We start from the raw sequence: 17,609 nt of genomic DNA, 5'->3' as shown, positions 1-17,609 counted from the left end.
GACGGGCGCGTAGTCCACGACACCGGCCTGATCCGAAAGAAGCGCCTAGTGGGCCCCCGCGCCGCGCTCCTCACGGATGGCGGCGACGACGCGGGCGGCCTCGGCCCGTACGGCCTCCAGCTCCATCAGGAAGTGCCAGTAGTCGGGGTGGCGCCCTTCGAGCCCGTCCACGGCCCGCCCGATCCGCGCGACGGCCTCGTCGAGGGGCCGGGCGTGCCGCGGGTCGGGCCGGGTGCGGCCCTCCATGGCGAGCCGCTGCGCGTCCCGTACGGCGAACCTGGCCCGGTCCGTCTCGGCCTTCGGGTCCTTGGCGACCGCGTCCAGCCGCCGCAGCCGGTCACCGGCCGCGGACACGGCCTCCCCGGTCGTGTCGAGCAGCGCGCGCACGGTCGACAGCAGCGCGGTCGCGTCCGGCCACCGCTGCTCGGCCCGGGCGGCGGCGGCCTCCGCGAGCCGCTCCTCGGCCTGCCGTACGGCCCCGGCGGCCTGCTCCGGCACGTGCTGGAGGTCCTGCCAGCAGGCGGCGGAGTACCGCCGCCGCAGCTCGGACAGGACCGGCTCGACGGCCTCGGCGCGGGTCGTCAGCGCCTCCGCCCGGGTCCGCAGCGACACCAGCCGCTTGTCGATCTCCGCGGCCCGCTCCGGCAGCCGCTCGGCCTCGGCCCGCACCCCCTCGGCGTCCCGCAGCACCCGGTCGGCGCGCTCCAGCGTCTCGGCGACCCCGTGCCGTCCCGCCCCCTCGTTGAGCCGGGTCAGCTCGGGCCCGAGCGCCGCGAGCCGCGCGGCCAGGTCGTCCGCCCGCAGCCCCGTCCCCCGTACCGAATCGAGCGCCTCGCTCGCCGCGCGCAGCGCCTGCCGGGCCCGCTCCACGGCGGGCGCGAGCCGCGCCAGCTGGGTCTCCGCCCGCCCGAGCAGCGGCGCCAGCCCGCTCTCGAACCCGTCGAGCTCCCCCTTGACCCGCTCCAGCTCCTCCCGCGCGCGCACGAGCTCCTGCCGGGCCCGCTGGGCGGTGCCGGCGTCGAGCTCGTCGCGATCGAGGTCATGGGCGTCGACCGCGGAGATGTACGCGTGCGACACCTCGTCGATCCGCCGCCCCAGCGCCTCGAACCGCTCGACGGCCCGCACGGCCTCGGGGGACCCGTCGACGGCGGTGATCGTCTCTATGGTGATCCGCAACCCGCGCTGGGCGGTGTCCAGCTCGTAGAACGCGGCGGCGGCGGCATCCTTCGCGGCCTGCGCCTCCACCCGCTGCCCCTCCTGGCGCCCCCCACCGAACCACCGCCGTCCGCCCCCACCGGCGAACGACTGCGGCAACAGCGCCCCGACGAGCACCGGCAGCACCAGCGCGAGCCCCACCACAGACCCGCCCCTGGACGCCGCCCCACCCCTCACATCGCTCGCCACGTCCCACTCCCGCGCTGTCTCCGAAGTGCCCGGCCGTCCGGACGCCCATTCTCCCACCCCCTGAGGACGAACACACGACCTGATCAGTTCGCACCCCACCCCCTCCGATACGCGTTTGCGATCCGCCCATCCCCTCCGTGTACGCTGTTGCCTTCTCCCAAGGGTGCGTAGCTCAGGGGTAGAGCGCTGCTCTTACAAAGCAGATGTCGGCGGTTCGAAACCGTCCGCGCCCACCAGCAGGTAGCACGACGAAGGCCCAGGTCACCGGTACTGAACCGGGAGCCTGGGCCTTGTTCGTTCCCCGGGACGGGGAGGCGGGGGAGAGGCGTCGTGCCAGTTACGTGCCAGATGCGTCGCCGGGCCCGTCCGGCCGGACCTTCTTGATCTGCTCGTCGACGTGGGCGGCGATGGCGTGGTCGCGTCCGTTCACCAGGTACTGATAGATCAGCGCGGCCCGCACCGACGAGTGCCCCATCCGCTGCATCAGCTCCCGCGTCGTGGCGCCTCCGGTGGCGGCGAGGGTGTTCCCGGTGTGGCGCAGATCGTGGAAGTGGACGTCGCGGAGGCCGGTGTCCTTCAGGGCCCGCAGCCACAGCCGGCGGAAGTGCGACCGACCCATGGAGTGGAAGGGATACGTCCTCTGCCTGCGCGAGGAGGACGAGGAGCGCGTCTGTCGTTCCCTGTGGCGTTGCCCGGACCGAGTTCTCTGGTGGCACTGGGTCGACCGCCAGGGCGAACCGCTGGAACGCTGCCCCATCCCCCAGCTGGTTCGCTGAGGCCCACCGTCGATGACGAAGGGCCGTGGGGCAGCAGACAATGGCGTCATGACGTTGACGATCTGGGTCGATGACTGGCAGATGCAGTGCTGTGGAGAGAACTTCAAGCCGGGGGACGTTGTCTCGTGGACGCTGCTGGAGGTCGATCCGGAGGATTACGTCGACATCGTAGGTGTCGAACACGCGGATGAGATCGACTTCTGCGAAGAGCATCACGGCCAGGACGGGGGACGCGCGCCCACCTCGGTGGAGGTGGTGTCGATCGTCGAGGTGCACTGCCGTTACGGGGTACCGCCGGGTGCCACGGACAAGGTGAACTGCCCCGTTCCGGGCACGACCGTACTGGTACCGGTGGAGAAGGCGGATGGGTGGGCGAAGGCCAGGCCGGACGTGAGCTTTGCGGGCTACCTGGTGACCGCCCGGCGGGTTACCGATCTGCCGGAAGGCGCGGCTGCTCGGGGCCGATGAAGGAGTCGGCGGACGCGTGCCAGATGTGTGCCAGAACGAGCGGTCAACCGCGGTTACTGGAGGATCGCTACGGCGTTCACAGCTGGTGACAGCCGTTGTAGCGCATAGAGGGGGTGAACTGCGATGACGGGTCAGCTGCGGGCGCCAGGCTTACAAAGCAGATGTCGGCGGTTCGAAACCGTCCGCGCCCACCAGCACGAAGGCCCCGGACCGATCATGGTCCGGGGCCTTTGACATCCACATCTGATATCAACGGGGACGGTCGACCACGACCGGGGACGGCTCCTGAGCAGCTGATCCGTGGCTCACAGCCTCTCGCTGCGTGTCCTGGACGACGTGGCTGTCCGCGTTCGTCGCCGCGGCGATCTGGCTGTGGCCGAGGATCTTCACCGCGACGCGGGGCGGGACGTTGGCGGCAGTGAGGAGTGGCACAGCGCCTTCGCAGCCGTGTGAGCCCAGCGTCATGATGCTGGCATGAACTCTGAGCACCGCAGTGCCCCGACGGAGAACACCCACGTCACAGTCGTGGCGGACGGTGCTGGGCTGGTCTTTGCATGGGATGAGGGCGCGCGCATCGAGGTACGTGGCCTCGGGGGTGAGGTTGTGATCGAGGCGAACGCGGCCGGCCTCAGGACGCTGGCGGGCCACCTGCTGGTGCTGGCCGGGGATGGCGTGCCCGATGGGGCCCATCTGCACCTCGAAGACAGCAACGGACTTGAGGAGGGGTCCGTGGGTCTGGTGTTGGAGCGCAGCGACGAGGAGTAAGCAGGAGGGGCTGGGTTGACGCGCGGTTTGCCGGCGGTCATGGCTGGGTCGATCGTGGGCCGTGCGAGGAAGGTTCAGGGAAGGTACTGGTCAGGAGGCAGGGCCTACTGGGTCGCTTGGGGGATCAGGCAAGAGGGGGTGTTGCTCGCCGTGGCGGTAGGTGAAGTGGCTCGTGGTGGTGCCAGACGAGGTAACGGTCCTCGCGACGCAGTTCGGCGGAACCCCATTCGATGCGCATGACGCCTTGAGTCATGGAGCAGGCATAGGCGACGAGTACGAGCTTGACGTCCTCTGGCAACAGCGCGAGGTCGGGATGGGGCTCTGGCGCGTCCGGCTCGTCGAGGCCCAGGTCAAAGGCCTGCTGCATGGGCTCGGGGCCGTGTCGGCGTATCAGGTCGGCTCGGAGGCCCGTAGCGCGTCGCAGTCGTGCCGCCGTGACGGGCACGTCTTTCTTCGCATAGCGGAGCGGATAGATCACGTGATCGCCGAGGATCATGAGCGTTCGTCCTTGTAAGCGGACGGGCGTGGCCGTAGGAAGTGAGGTTAGGCCCACTTCCAGTTCCTCGTACTGCGCGGCGTACAAGCCGTGCCCGTATGCCTCCAGGGTCTGGGTCTGCACGCCCTCGTGTCCGCTACGGGCCCGGGTGTGGGCTCGAACCAAGCTGGCGGGGATTAACTCGGCCAAGCGCCCTGCGGCGCCGCCGAAGGTCTTCTCGGCCCACCCTGTCACGGTTGCCACGGCCTACCGCCCTTCCCCCTTGTGGCACCCAAGTGCCGAGCAGCATTCAACGAAACCGTGCAGGCTGCGTGCGAGCCGCGCAAGTGGGCATACGGCGCATGGCTCGGCGCACGTGTGACGCATCGGGTTGCGTGGGGTTGCAGGTGGCCGTCAGAAGCGGGCCGTACGCTGCGGCCATGCACAGAGGAGCGATCACACGGGAAGCCGTACTCAAGGCCATGGCGGAGTACGACGAGTTGGGGCGGGATGCATTCCTGGCAAAGTACGGCTTTGGCGAGGCTCGCTCGTACGTTGTGCTGCACGACGGGCGGGAGTACGACTCCAAAGCTATAGCGGGCGTGGCGCATCAGTGGGATCAGGGGCGAGCCCTCAGGCCTGATGAGTTCAGCGGAGGCAAGGAGCATGCCGCGGCGTGGCTGAAGCGGGCAGGTTTCGAAGTCAAGGCCATCAAGAATCCTGACTGGGCCCGAGACGAGATCATCCTTGCCTGTCAGCTCGTGATGGAGAACGGCTGGAAGGGGCTGGATGCTCAGGATGCCAGGGTGGTTGAGCTGTCCGGCCTGCTCCAGCTGCTTCCCCTCCACGCCGAGGCGGAGCGCAACGAGAAGTTCCGCAACCCGAACGGAGTGGCGCGCAAGACGTCCGACATCGCCACGCGGCATCCGGAATACCAGGGCAAGCCCACGAACGGCGGTGCCCTCGACGTCGCGGTGCTGCTGGAGTTCCTTGCCCGGCCCGGAGAGATGACCGAGGCTGCGCGACTCATTCGGCAGGGCATCGTGACCGGCGAGCTGCAGAGCCTCGCGCCGACCGAGGAAGAGGAGTTCGGTGACTACAGCGCTCCTGAGGGACGGCTTCTCATGCGTCGGCACCAGGCCCGTGAGCGGAACAAGAGTCTGCGGAAGAAGAAGATCGCTTCTGTGATTCAGCGCGGTGGGCGACTGGCGTGCGAGGCGTGTGGGTTCGACTTCGAGCAGGTCTACGGCGACCGTGGTGCGGGGTACATCGAGTGCCATCACGTCGTGCCGTTGCATGAAGCTGGCGAGGGACGGACCAAGCTCAGCGATCTCGCTCTCATATGCGCCAACTGTCATCGCATGATCCACCGGCGTGCGCCATGGCCGACCCCTGATGAGCTGCGGGCTTCCATCGAGCAAAGGCATGCGGCTGATAGGGGTGCTGCGAGGACCATCGCACAGCCCCGCAGGACGGCTGACACGCAGATGCCGCAGCCGTGATCAGCATGCGCTGTTGCATCAACGGCCCCCCAGACGCAGGTTCGCGGCCGGGGACGACGTTCAACACCAGGGCTGCCGGAGTCTCAGCCGCAGTTGCGCGAGGTGTCCCAAAGACCTCTCGCCGATGACGGCGAGGGGCCTTTGACTGCATCTTCTGCCGCAGGCGGAGCCACGAGCACGGTCGGAACCGGTGATGCCGTGCTGGTGAGCGCGTCGGCAGGCTGCTGGGGTTTCCCAGACTTCTTGTACGGTGCCTGCCAAGGGGGTCGGTATGCGTGATCTGGACTGGGACGACGACAGCGGATACAGGTCGGCTGTGAGGCGCACGCGGATCACCATGGCGCTCGCGTTGATCGTGACCCTGTTGGTGGCCGGGCTCGTAGCCGTCGCCGTTTTCGGCGTATCGCTCTTCATTGACCTCGCCGAGGATCTCGGCGGGTAGCCCCGCTGTTCTCGTGCCCGCAAGTTGCCGGTTAGAAGGGGGTGCGGATTCCGTGCGCCTCTAGGGCTGCCGTGTAGCGCTGGAGTTTCGCGGTCAGGTCTGACTGGAGGAGGCCGGCCACGTAGGTCGCCTCCTCCAGGTCGCCGGCCGCGCACAGGGCGACCAGTTCGGCGACGTCGTCGCGGAGGACGCTGAGTGTGTCCCCCTGGATCAGGATGCCGGGGAAGGCGCGGCCCGGGAGGCGGACCACGGCGTCGTTGCCGGCGTCGGTGAGGAGTTCGGCTTCCACTCGTTCCATCGGGGCCTCCGTCTCGGTGTGGGGCTGCGGTGTTCCGTTCGTCGGGGTCAAGGTAGGTGACGTCGTCGGTGAGTTGACGTGGGGGGTGGGGGGTCGGTGTACTGCGGGGATGGTTGAGGTGGGGGATGCGCCTGAAGTCGGGGTTGCTGCGGGGGACATGACGGCGCAGCGGTATGTCGAGGGGCGGCTGGCGCAGTATCAGGAGTGGTACGACGTCAAGGCGACGCGGATGAAGGCGATGCATCTGCGGATGCGGACCGTTTCCGTCGTCGGCGGGGCGCTCGTGCCGGTGTTCGTGAACCTGGACGCCGGGTTCGCGCGGGTGACCGCGACCGTGCTGAGCGTGGTCGTCGTCGCTGCGGTGTCGCTGGAGAGCGTCTACCGGTACCGGGAGCAGTGGAAGAACTACCGGTCCACCGAGCAGCTGCTCGGGCACGAGCGGATCTACTTCGAGACGCGGGTCGGGCCGTACCGGGAGTTGTCGAAGCGGGAGGCGTTCGGTCTGCTCGTCGCCCGGGTCGAGAAGGCCATCGCCAACGAGAACGCCGCCACCCTGAACGTGATGACCCTCGGTGGGCAGGTCAGTGCCGATCTCCAGGGCGGTGGCGGGCAGGCGAAGCCGGCCGCGGTTCAGGAGGCCGGGGTCCAGGAGGTCGGGGTGCCCGCGCCCCGGCAGGGGTGAGTCACGCGTCGAAGTCGTACTCCAGGATGTAGGACGACGCGTCCAGGGTCATCTCGTTGAGTTCGACCGGTCTGCCCGGCTCCGTGAAGGCCGTGCGGCCGATGAGGACCACCGGGGTCCCCGGCGGGAGGGTCAGGCGGCCGGTCTCGTCGGCCGTCGGCATCCGGCAGCGCAGCTCCTCGCGGAAGCGCACCGGACGGTGCCCCAGCTCGGCGAGGCGGGCGTACGTGCCTCCCGGGCCGGTGTCCGGCCGGGTGATCGCGGTGCCGCGGACCAGGTCGGCGGCGAGGTACGAGACCGAGAGCAGCACCGGCCGGTCGTCCAGGACGAAGCGGCGGCTGCGGACACACACGGTGTCGTGCGGTGCCAGGTTCAGGGCCTGCGCGATCCGGGGACCCGCCTCCTCCTCCGCCACCGTCACCTGGTCCACCACCAGCGCCCGGTCCTCGATCTCCGCCGCCCAGACCGAACGTCCGCCGCCCCAGCCCTCGCCCGCCAGGCGAGGGACGCCGCGGCGGCGCAGCGGACGGAAGGCGCGGACGAAGACGCCGGCGCCCTTCCGGGCCTCCGTGAGGCCCTCCCCGCGGAGCACCGCGAGCGCCTGGCGGGCGGTCATCCGGGCCACCTCGTAGGTGGACATGAGGTCGTTCTCGCCGGGGAGCCGGTCGCCCGGCGCGAAGTCGCCGGACTGGATCGCCGTCCTCAACTCATCGGCGATGCGCTGGTACTTGGGCCGACGGGTGCCCTCCTGGTCAGTCACGGGTGGACCACTCCCTTCGTCTGCGGGACACCCTAAGGGGCTCCCCGCGGCCAGGGTGCACAGGTGTGCGCCGTCCCGCCCTCGTGATCCATCCATCGGGGGACATCTCTAGAGATACGTTGACAGGGCGGGGTCTCCGCGTTTCCCTGGACCTCCCCATGCAGCATGAGGAACGGGACGGAGGGTTGCGTGCAGCCAGTGCCCGAGGTCGGCGACCTCGTCCGCGACACCGCCACGGGGCGGGTCGGATTCTTCGTACGGAGCGCCTCCGGGCGCTTCCTCATCCGCGCCGTTCACGGTGGGGCCGAGTGGGAGGCCGAGCCCGGCGACGTCCAGCTCGCCACCCCCCTGCGCGAGCTCCGCGCCCGCGCCGCCGAGATCAACGCGCGCAGCCGGCGTGGGCTGAACTGAGTAGGAGGCGGAGGAGGGGGAGGGGAGGGGGTGTGAGGGCGGGGGGAGCTGTGCCGTTCCCGCGTTGTCAGTGGTGCGGGTCACACTGGAGGCATGTGCCGCAGCATCAAGACACTCCGCCCGCCCGTTCTGCCCCATGAGGCGACCCAGGACGACATCCGCGCCGCCGCGCTCCAGTACGTCCGCAAGGTCTCCGGCTTCCGCGCGCCCGCCGCGCACAACCGGGAGGTCTTCGACCGGGCCGTCGACGAGATCGCCGACGCCACCGCCCGGCTTCTCGACACCCTGGAGGTGAGAGGGGCGTCGCACCAGCACTAGGCGGTCTGCCGGGCCCCGGCCGGTTCGGTCAGGACGCCGCCGCCGGAGCCGCACCCGGACGCCGTATGAGATAGCCGGCCAGGCCGCCCGCCAGCAGCAGCGCCAGGGTCGAGACCCCCGCGCTGAACCAGGTCGCGCCCAGCCACGCCCCGCCGAGCCAGCCCAGCCCCACGCTGTACGAGGCCCAGGTCACCGCCGCCAGGGCCGACCAGGGCAGGAACTCCTCCGGGCGCCGCCGTGCCGCGCCCGCCCCCAGGGAGACCACCGAGCGGCCCGCCGGGGCGAACCGGGCCAGGACCACGATCAGGCCGCCGCCGCGGGCCAGGGCGGTGCCGAGACGTTCCCGCGCCACGGTGAGGCGGCGGGAGCGGGCTATCGCCCGGTCCAGACGCCGGCCGCCGCGGAGCGCCAGCCGGTACGCGAGGAAGTCGCCGAGCATCGAGGCCGCCGCCGCGGTCAGGAGCAGCGGGAGGAGGGAGGGGACGTCCGCCGGGGCCGTGGCCGCGCCGAGGGATGCGGAGGCGGCCGTGGCGGCGGAGATCACGAGGAAGCCGCTCGGCAGCACGGGCAGAAAGACGTCGAGCAGGATCGACGTCGCCACCACCGGATAGATCCACGGGCCCGCGGTCAGCGACCTCAGCGAGCCCATGCTGTCGAGCAGATTCACAGGGGCAGAGCCTACGCGGCGATGCCGGGGCCCCCACCGGGTGGGTCTCGGTGGGGGCCCGGGGTGGGGACGGGGGCGCGGGGGTGGGGACGGGTGCGGGGGTGGGGCGGCGTGCGGGCGGAGAGCGGAGGGGATCCGGGGCGAGAGAGAGCGGAGAGAGGGGAGCGGGGGAGGGGGCGGCCGAGGAGGGGAAGCGGCCGAGGAGGGGAAGCGGGCGAGGAAGGGAAGCGGGCGAGGAGGGGAAGCGGGCGAGGAAGGGGGGCGGGGGAGGGGGAGAGGGGCCTGGATCCGGATGGGGAGCGGTTCAGGGTCCCCGGCTGAGCGGGACCGGATCCGGGTGGAGAGGGGGTGAGGGGCCGGGCCGGGGAGAGGTTGAGGGGTCGGGCCGGAGCCGGCCCGGACCCGGATGGGAGCGGTGGTGGTCCGGGCTGGAGCCGGCCCGGATCCGGACCTCGACGGTTGTGGGTCCCGGCTACAGCGGGCCAGGGCCAGGTCCACAGGGCCACGGCCCGGGCTCGGTTCCGGATCGGGAGCGGGCCGGGATCCGGGGGTGGAGCGGCCCCGGATCCCTTGGTGGTGTCAGGCGGCGACCGGCGTGCCCTGCTGCTCGGCGTCCTGTGCCTTTCGGTTGCCCTGCGGGTCCCTGCGGCCGAAGAGGGCGTCGAGCGCGAGGCCGCCCGGGCCCGTGAAGATCAGGAGGGCGAAGGCCCAGCAGAAGAGGGCCGCGGTCTCGCCGCCGTTCTGGAGCGGGAAGAGCGCCTCCGGCTGGTGGGCCCAGAAGTACGCGTACGCCATCGAGCCCGAGGCTATGAAGGCCGCGGCGCGGGTGCCGAGGCCGACGAGGACGAGGGCGCCGCAGACGAGCTGGATCACCGCCGCGTACCAGCCGGGCCAGGTGCCGGCGGGGACGGTGCCGCCGCCCATCGCGCCGCCGAGGACGCCGAAGAGCGAGGCGGCGCCGTGGCAGGCGAAGAGCAGGCCGACGACGATCCGGAACAGGCCGAGCGCGTACGGCTGCGCCTGATGCAGGCGCTGGTTCAGGGTGCTCATGGTGGGGGGCTCCTTCGGCCGGCCCGTCCCGGGAGGGACGGGCGTGGGGGACTGGTACCGAACGGCCGCCAGGTTAGGCTTCCCTGAGTAGTACTTGCAAGTTCAACATCTCATAAGGAGAAGGCGCGCCTGTGGGGAGGGCCGCTCTGGTTCGGACCAGGGTGGCTCAGGTCTGGACCACAGGCGCGTCGATTTCACGCCGTTTCCGGGTGGAACGCGGACATCGTTCTCACGGTGTGTCAGGGGGGTTGGTGTCAGCAGCCGTTGAGGACGGACTGGAGCGCGCTCTTCTCCGCCGCGTCGACGCTGAGGTTGTAGTGGTACTTCGTGTGGACCCAGGCGCGGGCGTAGGTGCAGTGGTACGCGGTGCGCGGGGGCAGCCACTCGGCCGGGTCGAGGTCGCTCTTGGCCTGGTTCACGTTGTCGGTGACGGCTATGAGCTGCGGGCGGGTGAGATCGTTGGCGAATGCCTGGCGCTGGCTGGTGGTCCAGGAGTTGGCGCCGGAGCGCCACGCCTCGGCGAGCGCGACGACGTGGTCGATGTCGAGGTCGGAGGCGACGGTCCAGGTGGCGCCGTCGTACGGCGAGTACCAACTGCCGCTGACGGAGGCGCAGCTGGAGTCGGTGACGACGTTCGAGCCGTCCCGCTTGAGGACGGTCTCGCGGGTGTTGCAGGTGCCGGACTGGGTGATCCAGTGCGGGAAGAGGTCCCGGCTGTAGCCGGTGAGGGAACCTTCCGCCTTGACCGTCAGGGCGGCGAGGTAGGTGCGGGCGGTGGCGGCGCTGACCGGGGTCGGCATCGCGGCCTGCGCGGAGGGCGCGGTGGTGACGAGGCCGGTGAGGGCGAGGGCGGCGGTGGAGGCGAGCACGGCGGCTCGACGCGCGTAGACCTTGCCGACGGGCATGGGGGACTCCCTTGATTCGGTGGGACCTTGGCGATTCGGCCGGCCCCGTGCGGTACCGGGCGGCGCCCGGTCATCGTGGCGGCGCCAGGTTTCGCTGGGGGATGCGCCAGGTAACAGAGTGGCGACATGGACACGTCACATCAAGGGGTGTGACGTGTCCTGACGGAGCGTCGGATTCCGCCGGGGGGAGACGCGTTCGCGCGGGGAGCGGTGGGTGGCGCGGGCCGGTGGAGCGGCGCGGCCGGCGCCGTGGCCCGTGCCGAGTGCTTCGGTACGACTCCGAGGGCGGGGGCGGCGTCGTGAGGGGCGCCGCACGGCGGCCGGGCGTTCCGGATCCGCCCGCGCGTCAGGGCGGCGGGGGCGCGGGTGCGCCGCGCGGCCGCGGGGCGGGTGGGGTGTCGTACCGGCTCTGAGTCCGGCCCTGGCGGGGGGTGTGGGGCGTGGGTGGTCGCTGTGCCGACCCAGGCATGGCCGGTATGGGTCTTGGCCGCCCGGTGCGCGTGGGTGGGGGCGCCCGTGGGCCCGCGCGGCGGCGGTGGGTGTTGGGGGGGGGCGGCCGGACCCGGCCCCCCGCACGCGTGGAGTCCGTACCGCCGCCGGCCGTCGTGGCCGCGTGCCCCCCGGGGTCGTCAGCCCCGCGTGGTCGTCAGGGTGATCGTGCCGGCCGGGGTGGTGGAGAGCTGGAGGGCGGTCAGGTCCTGGACGTGGAGGTCGGGGGCGAAGGCCGCCGCGCGGGGGCCCACGCCGACGACGCGCATGCCGGCCGCCTTCGCGGCCTGGATGCCGGCCTCGGAGTCCTCGAAGGCCACGCACTCGGCCGGGTCGACGCCCAGCTCGGCGGCGCCCTTGAGGAAGCCCTCCGGGTCCGGCTTGCTCGCGCCGACCTGCTCGGCGGTCACCCGGGTCGCCGGCATCCGCAGGCCCGCCGCGCCCATCCGGGCCTGGGCGAGGGGCTCGTCCGCCGAGGTCACCAGGGCGTGCGGGAGGCCGGCGATCGCGTCCATGAAGGCGGGGGCGCCGGGCACCGGCACGACGCCGTCGAGGTCCGCGGTCTCCTCGGCCAGCATCACCGCGTTGTCGGCGTGGTTCTCGGCCATCGGGCGGTCCGGGAGGAGGATCGCCATCGTCGCGTAGCCCTGGCGGCCGTGCACCACCTTCAGCACCTCGTCGGAGTCCAGCCCCTGGCGGTCCGCCCAGCGGCGCCAGCAGCGCTCCACGACGGCGTCCGAGTTGACCAGGGTGCCGTCCATGTCGAGCAGGAGAGCGCGGGCGGTGAGCGTTGCCGGGGTGGCGGCCATGGGGGTCTCCAGGGGGGTGGTGCGGAGAACGAAGCGGTCCCGCCCGCCGGTCAGGGAGTACGGGCGGGGCCACTTTGTTTTTTCACGATACAAAACCGGGGGCGGTCTTCGCCACCCGCCCCCGCCCCCCGGGCCGCACCCGCCCCCGGCGCCCCGCTCACGCTCCCGCCGTCAGCGGTAGAGATTCTTGGTCTGCTGCTCCAGCTTGCGCCGCGTGTCCGGGCCGTACACGCCCTCCGGGTCCTCCAGCTGCCAGAACCGGCCCTGGTACTGGATCAGCGCCGCCTGCAGCCCCTCGTCGAACACCCCGTCGGCCTCCTCCAGGTAGACCCACAGCAGCCGCAGGCGCGTCTGGAGCTCCTCCACCTCCGGGCCCGTGTCCCCGAGGCTCAGCGTCGCGCCCTCGGGCGCGTCCGTCGTCGAGGGCGTCGCGGAGGCGGTCGTCGGGGCCACCGGCGGCGCGGGCGCCGACGTCGCCGGGCGGGACGGGGTCGTGCCGCCGGTCGCGGTCGGCGCGGCGGTCGCCGTCGGCCGTGCCGTCGGCTCCGCCGACGCGGACGGGGAGGCCGTCGAGGGCGCCGCGCTCGGGGAGGGCGTGTCCGGGGACGGCGTCCGCGACGGGGTGCGGGTCGGCGTCGGGGTCGCGGAGGACGGGGACGGCTCCTCCGAGACGGCGATGTTCAGGGACGCGCTCGTGGTCACCTCGGGCACCGTCGCACGGTCCTCGGGCTCCTCGCCGCCGAGCACCGCCGCGGCCAGCGCGGCCGTGCCGACCACGGCCGCCGCCGCGATGCCCGCGACCAGCCCGCCGCGCCGTCCGCGCGACCGTCCGCGCCGCGTCCCGGCCGCCGCGTCGCCGGCCCCGACCCCGCCCAGCAGCAGCGGCATCGTCTCGTGGGCCCCGCCCTCGGAGCCGTACGGCGCGAAGCCGTCCGGGGCGTGGGAGTCGTGGCCGTCCCAACCCGGACCGTCGAAGCCCTGACCGTCGAGACTCTGACCGCCGAAGCCCTGGCCTTCGAAACTCTGACCGCCGAAGCCCTGACCACTCAAGGTCTCACCGGTCGGACCCGGGGCGTGGGCGTCGTGGCCGTCGTGGCCGTACGGGACAGGACCACCCGCCCCGGACGCGTCATGAGACGGGGCGGCGCCGTACGGGGGCCGTATCGCCATCAGCTGGGCCGTCGGCGGATCGCCCGCCTCGTCCGCCGCCGCCTCCCCTGCCGCGCTCCCCGGCCGGCCCGGCGTCCCGCCCTCCGCCGCGGCCCCCTCCTGCGCGTCGAGCGTCACGTACGGCCTGATGCGGAGCGGGTCGAAGTCCTCGGCCGCCGCCCTCTCCGCGCGGGCGCAGGCGCAGCCCGGTCTCCGGCCACCGCATTCAGGACATGCCTGTCCGGTCATGATCTGTCCCCTCCCCGATACAACTGGGGGTGATTATGCAGGCCAGCCCCTGCCGCCGGGTGAACACACGTACCCCTCCGCAGGCCATATCCGGACATTCGCCTCAGGATGGAGAACACGCTCGGCAGAGACGCGCAGGGAGACGCCCATGGCCCAGGAGACCAGCCCGCCGCGACCCGGCGGGGAGCCGGAGCCCGTCCCGGCGCCGGGCGAGGGGCAGAGCCGTCGTACCGTGCTCGTCGCGATCGGCGCACTGCTCCTCGGCATGCTGCTCGCCGCCCTCGACCAGACGATCGTCTCCACCGCCCTCCCCACCATCGTCAGCGAGCTCGGCGGCATGGAGCACCTCTCCTGGGTGGTCACCGCCTACATGCTCGCCTCCACGGCCGCGACGCCGCTGTGGGGCAAGCTGGGCGACCAGTACGGGCGGAAGAAGCTCTTCCAGGGAGCCATCGTCCTCTTCCTCATCGGCTCCGCCCTCTGCGGCATCGCCCAGAACATGCCCCAGCTCATCGCCTTCCGGGCGGTCCAGGGCCTCGGCGGCGGCGGGCTCATGGTGCTGTCGATGGCGATCGTCGGGGACCTCGTGCCACCCCGGGAACGCGGCAGGTACCAGGGGCTCTTCGGTGCCGTCTTCGGCGCCACCAGCGTCCTCGGCCCCCTGCTCGGCGGGTTCTTCACCGAACAGCTCTCCTGGCGCTGGGTCTTCTACATCAACCTCCCCATCGGCGTCGTCGCCCTCTTCGTCATCGCCGCCGTCCTGCACATCCCGGTCCGCGCCACCCGCCACACCATCGACTACCTCGGCACCTTCCTCATCGCCTCCGTCGCCACCTGCCTGGTCCTCGTCGCCTCCCTCGGCGGCACCACCTGGGCGTGGGGGTCGCCGCAGATCATCGGGCTCGCGCTGCTCGGCGCCGTCCTGCTCGTCTGCTTCGTGGCCGTCGAGCGGCGGGCCGCCGAACCCGTCCTGCCGCTCAAACTCTTCCGGATCCGCACCTTCACCCTCGTCTCGGTCATCAGCTTCGTCATCGGCTTCGCCATGTTCGGCGCGATGACCTACCTGCCGACCTTCCTCCAGGTCGTCCAAGGCGTCAGCCCCACCATGTCCGGCGTGCACATGCTGCCGATGGTCGTCGGCATGCTGCTCACCTCCACCGCCTCCGGCCAGATCGTGTCGCGGACCGGCCGCTGGAAGGTCTTCCCGATCGCCGGCACCGCCGTCACCGCACTCGGCCTGCTGCTCCTCAACGAGCTGACCGAGACGACGCCCACCTGGCAGATGAGCCTGTACTTCTTCGTCTTCGGCGCCGGACTCGGCCTGGTCATGCAGGTGCTCGTCCTCGTCGTGCAGAACGCCGTCGGATACGAGGACCTGGGCGTCGCCACCTCCGGCGCGACCTTCTTCCGCTCCATCGGCGCCTCCTTCGGCGTCGCCGTCTTCGGCACGATCTTCACCAACCGGCTCACCCACAAGCTGGAGGACGTCTTCGCCCGCGCCGCCGACGCCGGCACGCCGCTCCCGCCGGGCACCGGGGCCGGCCAGGTCGCCGCCGACCCGCGCGCCGTCGACCGGCTCCCGCCCGAGCTGCGCCCCGAGGTGCTGCACGCGTACGCCACCTCCATCACGGACGTCTTCCTGTACGCGGCGCCGGTCGTCCTCGTCGCCTTCGTCGTCGCCTGGTTCCTCCGGGAGGACCCGCTCCGCGCCTCCGTCACCGCGCCGGACACCAGCCAGACCCTCGCCTCCAACCCGGTCGAGCGCACCTCGTACGAGGAGGCCGCCCGCGCCCTGTCCGTGCTCGGCTCCCGCGAGGGCCGCAAGGAGATCTACGAGAGGATCACCGCCCGCGCGGGGCTCGACCTGGCCCCCGCCTCCAGCTGGCTGCTGCTGCGCATCCGCCGCCACGGCGGCGTCGAACCCGCCCGGCTCGCCGAGACCGTCCCCGTACCGCTCCGGGTGATCACCGACGCGGCCCGGGAGGTCGAGGAGCGGCGGCTCGCCCGGCGCGAGGGGCTCCGGCTGGTCCTCACCGACACCGGTGCCGCGACCGCCGCCCGCCTCGCCGAGGCCCGCGAGGAGTCCCTCGCCGCGCTCCTCGGCGACTGGTGGGGCCCCGACCGCCCCACCGACCTCGTACAGCTGGTCACGGAGCTCAACGCGGAACTCTGCGGCTCCGACGCGGAGCACCCCCGCGCCCCGGAACCGCCCCGGGACCACCGGGCCTGACGGGGGCTCAGGGGTGATCGGTACGCTGTCCTGCCGAAGATCGACTCCAGTCACAGGGGGATGGACAGGATGAGCAGCCACGAGCCGGGCCAGGGCTGGCCGCCGCCGCCACAGGGGCCGCCACAGGGACCGCCGCAGGCGGGGCCGGCGTACGGGGCCTACGGTGCTCCGCAACCGCCGACGGCCCCGCCGCCGAGCGTCCCGCCGGGCCGGACACACACGAACCGGGGCGCCTGGATCGGCGCGGCGGCGACCCTGGTGGCCGCCGTGATCGGCGTCGTCGGCACGTTCCTGGTGAACCAGGACGACGACGACCGGCAGGCCGCCCCGGCGCCCGTGACGACCTCGGCGGGGCCCACCCCGGCGGCGGACGACAAGCCGACCACGGACACACCGCCCTCACCGGCCACCCCGGACACGGACGCGACCGGGGACACCGCCGCGCCCGCCGCCGAGGAGACGACGGCGGAGGCCTCCCCGAGCGGGCCCGCGCCCGGCACGGTCCGGTGGCAGGGGCCGCTGGTCATCTCGTACACGGACGACAAGGATTTCGACGCCGCGCCGCCCGTGGAGTCCGAGAGCGGCCGCGACAACGACTTCGCCGTCTACCCGTTCGGCGACCACATGCTGCGGCCCGACAACAACGCCAAGGCCCTCGTCTGGGAGGGGCCGAAGGCTCCGACGCACGCCGACTGCGCGGGCGTCGTCGAGACCCTCGGCACCTCGAACGACATCCGGCTGAAGACCGGTCTGGCCGTCTGCGGCCGCACCGGCGACGGCCGGCTCGTCCGGCTGACCGTCAAGAAGCTCGACGGCCTCGGCAGCGAGACCAACGCCACCTTCGACGTCGTCGTCTGGAACAGCTGACCCGGAGGGCCGGAGCATCAGAGCTCCTTGCCGTACCAGACCTCCATGTACGGCCCCGAGCAGTACGCCGGGATCTCCCGGTACCCGTGCCGCGCGTACAGCGCCCGCGCCTCGACCAGGTCGAGCCGGGTGTTGAGCACGGTCCGGCGGGCGCCGAGCGCGCGGGCGGCCTGCTCCAGGCCGTCCACGAGGAGGTCGGCGCCGCCGCGGCCGCGGAAGGCGTGGCGGACGAACACCCGGGTCAGCTCGGCCCGTTCGGCGTCGAGCAGCACGAGGCCGCCGCACGCGGCGGCCTCCCCGTCGTACCGCCCGACCAGGAACTCCCCGGCGGGCGGTGCGAGCAGCTCAAGACCCTCGGCGATCATCTCGTCGTCGTACTCGTCCTCGCTCAGCACGCGTCCGTAGTAGCGGCCCGCGACATCGCCGAAGTAGTCGCGGCGCAGTGCGGTGGCGTCCGGGGTGTCGACGCGCTCGGGAGAGAAGATCCAGGTCATGCGGGCCATTGTGCGGCCCGCACACCCGGGTGCGCCGCCGGATTTCCGTCGGCCCGGCGGCCTACTTCGGCGCCGCCTGCTGCACGACCTCGAACGACCACAGCGTGGAACCGGACGCCGCGGGCTTCGGCCGCTCGCCGCCCTCACCGGCCGCGGTGCCCTGGTGGGCGGCCTTCATGGAACCGCTCATCCACTTCTGGAAGTCCTCCTCGCTGCGCCACCGGGTGTACACCAGGTACTGGTCGGTGCCCTCCAGCGGCCGCAGCAGCTCGAACCACTCGAACCCGTCGGAGCCCTCCACGGAGCCGGCCCGCGAGGCGAACCGCTGCTCCAGCACCTCCCGCTGCTCGGCCGGCACGGTCAGGACGTTGATCTTCACGATGCTCATGGGAGGCAGGA

21 protein-coding genes, 1 tRNA gene and 1 pseudogene are annotated in these 17,609 nt (G+C 72.1%); 10 read left to right on the top strand and 13 right to left on the bottom strand.

The features are described from left to right. Nucleotides 1-45 precede the first annotated feature (45 nt). Nucleotides 46-1,359, bottom strand: coding sequence for a coiled-coil domain-containing protein (locus ABFY03_RS12100; RefSeq protein ID WP_386723567.1), 1,314 nt, complete (start codon nucleotides 1,357-1,359; stop codon nucleotides 46-48). Nucleotides 1,360-1,565: 206 nt separating this feature from the next. Between ABFY03_RS12100 and ABFY03_RS12095 the strand changes: the two genes are divergently transcribed. Beyond that, nucleotides 1,566-1,640: transfer RNA gene (locus ABFY03_RS12095), tRNA-Val, on the top strand. Between the two features lie 101 nt (nucleotides 1,641-1,741). Here ABFY03_RS12095 and ABFY03_RS12090 read toward each other — a convergent pair. Continuing rightward, nucleotides 1,742-2,017 (bottom strand): annotated as a pseudogene (locus ABFY03_RS12090) (tyrosine-type recombinase/integrase); the annotation flags it as partial. 211 nt (nucleotides 2,018-2,228) lie between these two features. Between ABFY03_RS12090 and ABFY03_RS12085 the strand changes: the two are divergent. Beyond that, nucleotides 2,229-2,648, top strand: a complete 420-nt coding sequence (locus tag ABFY03_RS12085) for a DUF6578 domain-containing protein (RefSeq protein ID WP_346169885.1) — start codon at nucleotides 2,229-2,231, stop codon at nucleotides 2,646-2,648. A gap of 249 nt (nucleotides 2,649-2,897) precedes the next feature. Here ABFY03_RS12085 and ABFY03_RS12080 read toward each other — a convergent pair whose 3' ends face one another. Then, nucleotides 2,898-3,080 (bottom strand): hypothetical protein, encoded by a 183-nt coding sequence (locus tag ABFY03_RS12080; RefSeq protein ID WP_386723566.1) that lies wholly within the window; start codon nucleotides 3,078-3,080, stop codon nucleotides 2,898-2,900. Between the two features lie 42 nt (nucleotides 3,081-3,122). Between ABFY03_RS12080 and ABFY03_RS12075 the strand changes: the two genes are divergently transcribed. After that, entirely contained in the window at nucleotides 3,123-3,413 is a 291-nt protein-coding gene (locus ABFY03_RS12075) for an Imm32 family immunity protein (protein ID WP_346169884.1), read from the top strand. A 124-nt stretch (nucleotides 3,414-3,537) separates the two neighbouring features. Here ABFY03_RS12075 and ABFY03_RS12070 read toward each other — a convergent pair whose 3' ends face one another. After that, nucleotides 3,538-4,032 (bottom strand): hypothetical protein, encoded by a 495-nt coding sequence (locus ABFY03_RS12070; RefSeq protein ID WP_346169883.1) that lies wholly within the window; start codon nucleotides 4,030-4,032, stop codon nucleotides 3,538-3,540. Between the two features lie 296 nt (nucleotides 4,033-4,328). On the opposite strand from ABFY03_RS12070, the gene ABFY03_RS12065 reads away from it, so the two are divergent. Together ABFY03_RS12065 and ABFY03_RS12060 are read left to right on the top strand one after the other, a co-directional pair. Continuing rightward, nucleotides 4,329-5,390 (top strand): HNH endonuclease, encoded by a 1,062-nt coding sequence (locus ABFY03_RS12065; protein WP_346169882.1) that lies wholly within the window; start codon nucleotides 4,329-4,331, stop codon nucleotides 5,388-5,390. Nucleotides 5,391-5,661: 271 nt separating this feature from the next. Further along, nucleotides 5,662-5,832 carry a hypothetical protein gene (locus ABFY03_RS12060; RefSeq protein ID WP_346169881.1) on the top strand — a complete coding sequence of 57 codons (171 nt, stop codon included), beginning with the start codon at nucleotides 5,662-5,664 and terminating at the stop codon, nucleotides 5,830-5,832. Nucleotides 5,833-5,863: 31 nt separating this feature from the next. Here ABFY03_RS12060 and ABFY03_RS12055 read toward each other — a convergent pair whose 3' ends face one another. Beyond that, nucleotides 5,864-6,130, bottom strand: coding sequence for a DUF6959 family protein (locus ABFY03_RS12055; protein ID WP_319013729.1), 267 nt, complete (start codon nucleotides 6,128-6,130; stop codon nucleotides 5,864-5,866). A 157-nt stretch (nucleotides 6,131-6,287) separates the two neighbouring features. Here ABFY03_RS12055 and ABFY03_RS12050 point away from each other — a divergent pair, with 157 nt between their 5' ends. After that, the gene (locus ABFY03_RS12050) at nucleotides 6,288-6,812 is read left to right on the top strand and encodes a DUF4231 domain-containing protein (RefSeq protein ID WP_346169880.1); all 525 of its coding nucleotides are present in this window, start codon (nucleotides 6,288-6,290) and stop codon (nucleotides 6,810-6,812) included. 1 nt (nucleotide 6,813) lies between these two features. On the opposite strand, the gene ABFY03_RS12045 is transcribed toward ABFY03_RS12050, so the two are convergent. Further along, a complete protein-coding gene (locus ABFY03_RS12045) occupies nucleotides 6,814-7,572 on the bottom strand; it encodes a GntR family transcriptional regulator (RefSeq protein ID WP_319013727.1) in 759 nt (252 codons plus the stop codon). A 189-nt stretch (nucleotides 7,573-7,761) separates the two neighbouring features. Here ABFY03_RS12045 and ABFY03_RS12040 point away from each other — a divergent pair, with 189 nt between their 5' ends. Beyond that, nucleotides 7,762-7,983: a hypothetical protein gene (locus ABFY03_RS12040; protein WP_319013726.1), complete on the top strand. Its 222-nt coding sequence runs from the start codon at nucleotides 7,762-7,764 to the stop codon at nucleotides 7,981-7,983. Between the two features lie 93 nt (nucleotides 7,984-8,076). Further along, nucleotides 8,077-8,301: a DUF2277 domain-containing protein gene (locus ABFY03_RS12035; protein WP_319013725.1), complete on the top strand. Its 225-nt coding sequence runs from the start codon at nucleotides 8,077-8,079 to the stop codon at nucleotides 8,299-8,301. Between the two features lie 28 nt (nucleotides 8,302-8,329). Here the strand turns inward: ABFY03_RS12035 and ABFY03_RS12030 are convergent, their stop codons facing one another. The 5 genes from ABFY03_RS12030 to ABFY03_RS12010 form a co-directional block, all read right to left on the bottom strand. Further along, the gene (locus tag ABFY03_RS12030; protein WP_346172240.1) at nucleotides 8,330-8,962 is read right to left on the bottom strand and encodes a DedA family protein; all 633 of its coding nucleotides are present in this window, start codon (nucleotides 8,960-8,962) and stop codon (nucleotides 8,330-8,332) included. A gap of 585 nt (nucleotides 8,963-9,547) precedes the next feature. Continuing rightward, entirely contained in the window at nucleotides 9,548-10,018 is a 471-nt protein-coding gene (locus ABFY03_RS12025; RefSeq protein ID WP_386723565.1) for a DoxX family protein, read from the bottom strand. Nucleotides 10,019-10,272: 254 nt separating this feature from the next. After that, on the bottom strand, nucleotides 10,273-10,923 hold the full coding sequence (locus tag ABFY03_RS12020) for an HNH endonuclease family protein (protein WP_346169879.1): 651 nt from the start codon (nucleotides 10,921-10,923) through the stop codon (nucleotides 10,273-10,275). A 629-nt stretch (nucleotides 10,924-11,552) separates the two neighbouring features. Next, complete coding sequence (locus tag ABFY03_RS12015) at nucleotides 11,553-12,221, bottom strand: HAD-IA family hydrolase (RefSeq protein WP_319013723.1); 669 nt, start codon at nucleotides 12,219-12,221, stop codon at nucleotides 11,553-11,555. Nucleotides 12,222-12,392: 171 nt separating this feature from the next. Next, nucleotides 12,393-13,619 (bottom strand): peptidoglycan-binding domain-containing protein, encoded by a 1,227-nt coding sequence (locus tag ABFY03_RS12010; RefSeq protein WP_346169878.1) that lies wholly within the window; start codon nucleotides 13,617-13,619, stop codon nucleotides 12,393-12,395. 148 nt (nucleotides 13,620-13,767) lie between these two features. Between ABFY03_RS12010 and ABFY03_RS12005 the strand changes: the two genes are divergently transcribed. Next, complete coding sequence (locus ABFY03_RS12005; protein ID WP_319013721.1) at nucleotides 13,768-15,849, top strand: MDR family MFS transporter; 2,082 nt, start codon at nucleotides 13,768-13,770, stop codon at nucleotides 15,847-15,849. A 69-nt stretch (nucleotides 15,850-15,918) separates the two neighbouring features. Then, nucleotides 15,919-16,716 (top strand): hypothetical protein, encoded by a 798-nt coding sequence (locus tag ABFY03_RS12000; RefSeq protein WP_346169877.1) that lies wholly within the window; start codon nucleotides 15,919-15,921, stop codon nucleotides 16,714-16,716. A 17-nt stretch (nucleotides 16,717-16,733) separates the two neighbouring features. On the opposite strand, the gene ABFY03_RS11995 is transcribed toward ABFY03_RS12000, so the two are convergent. Further along, entirely contained in the window at nucleotides 16,734-17,219 is a 486-nt protein-coding gene (locus ABFY03_RS11995; protein ID WP_386723564.1) for a GNAT family N-acetyltransferase, read from the bottom strand. A 52-nt stretch (nucleotides 17,220-17,271) separates the two neighbouring features. Next, the gene (locus tag ABFY03_RS11990) at nucleotides 17,272-17,598 is read right to left on the bottom strand and encodes an antibiotic biosynthesis monooxygenase family protein (protein WP_319013742.1); all 327 of its coding nucleotides are present in this window, start codon (nucleotides 17,596-17,598) and stop codon (nucleotides 17,272-17,274) included. Nucleotides 17,599-17,609: the final 11 nt, after the last annotated feature.

Origin of the sequence: Streptomyces roseofulvus (genome assembly GCF_039534915.1) — a bacterium.
In the GTDB taxonomy this organism is placed as follows: domain Bacteria; phylum Actinomycetota; class Actinomycetes; order Streptomycetales; family Streptomycetaceae; genus Streptomyces; species Streptomyces roseofulvus.
This window is presented reverse-complemented; position numbering and strand designations above follow the sequence as displayed.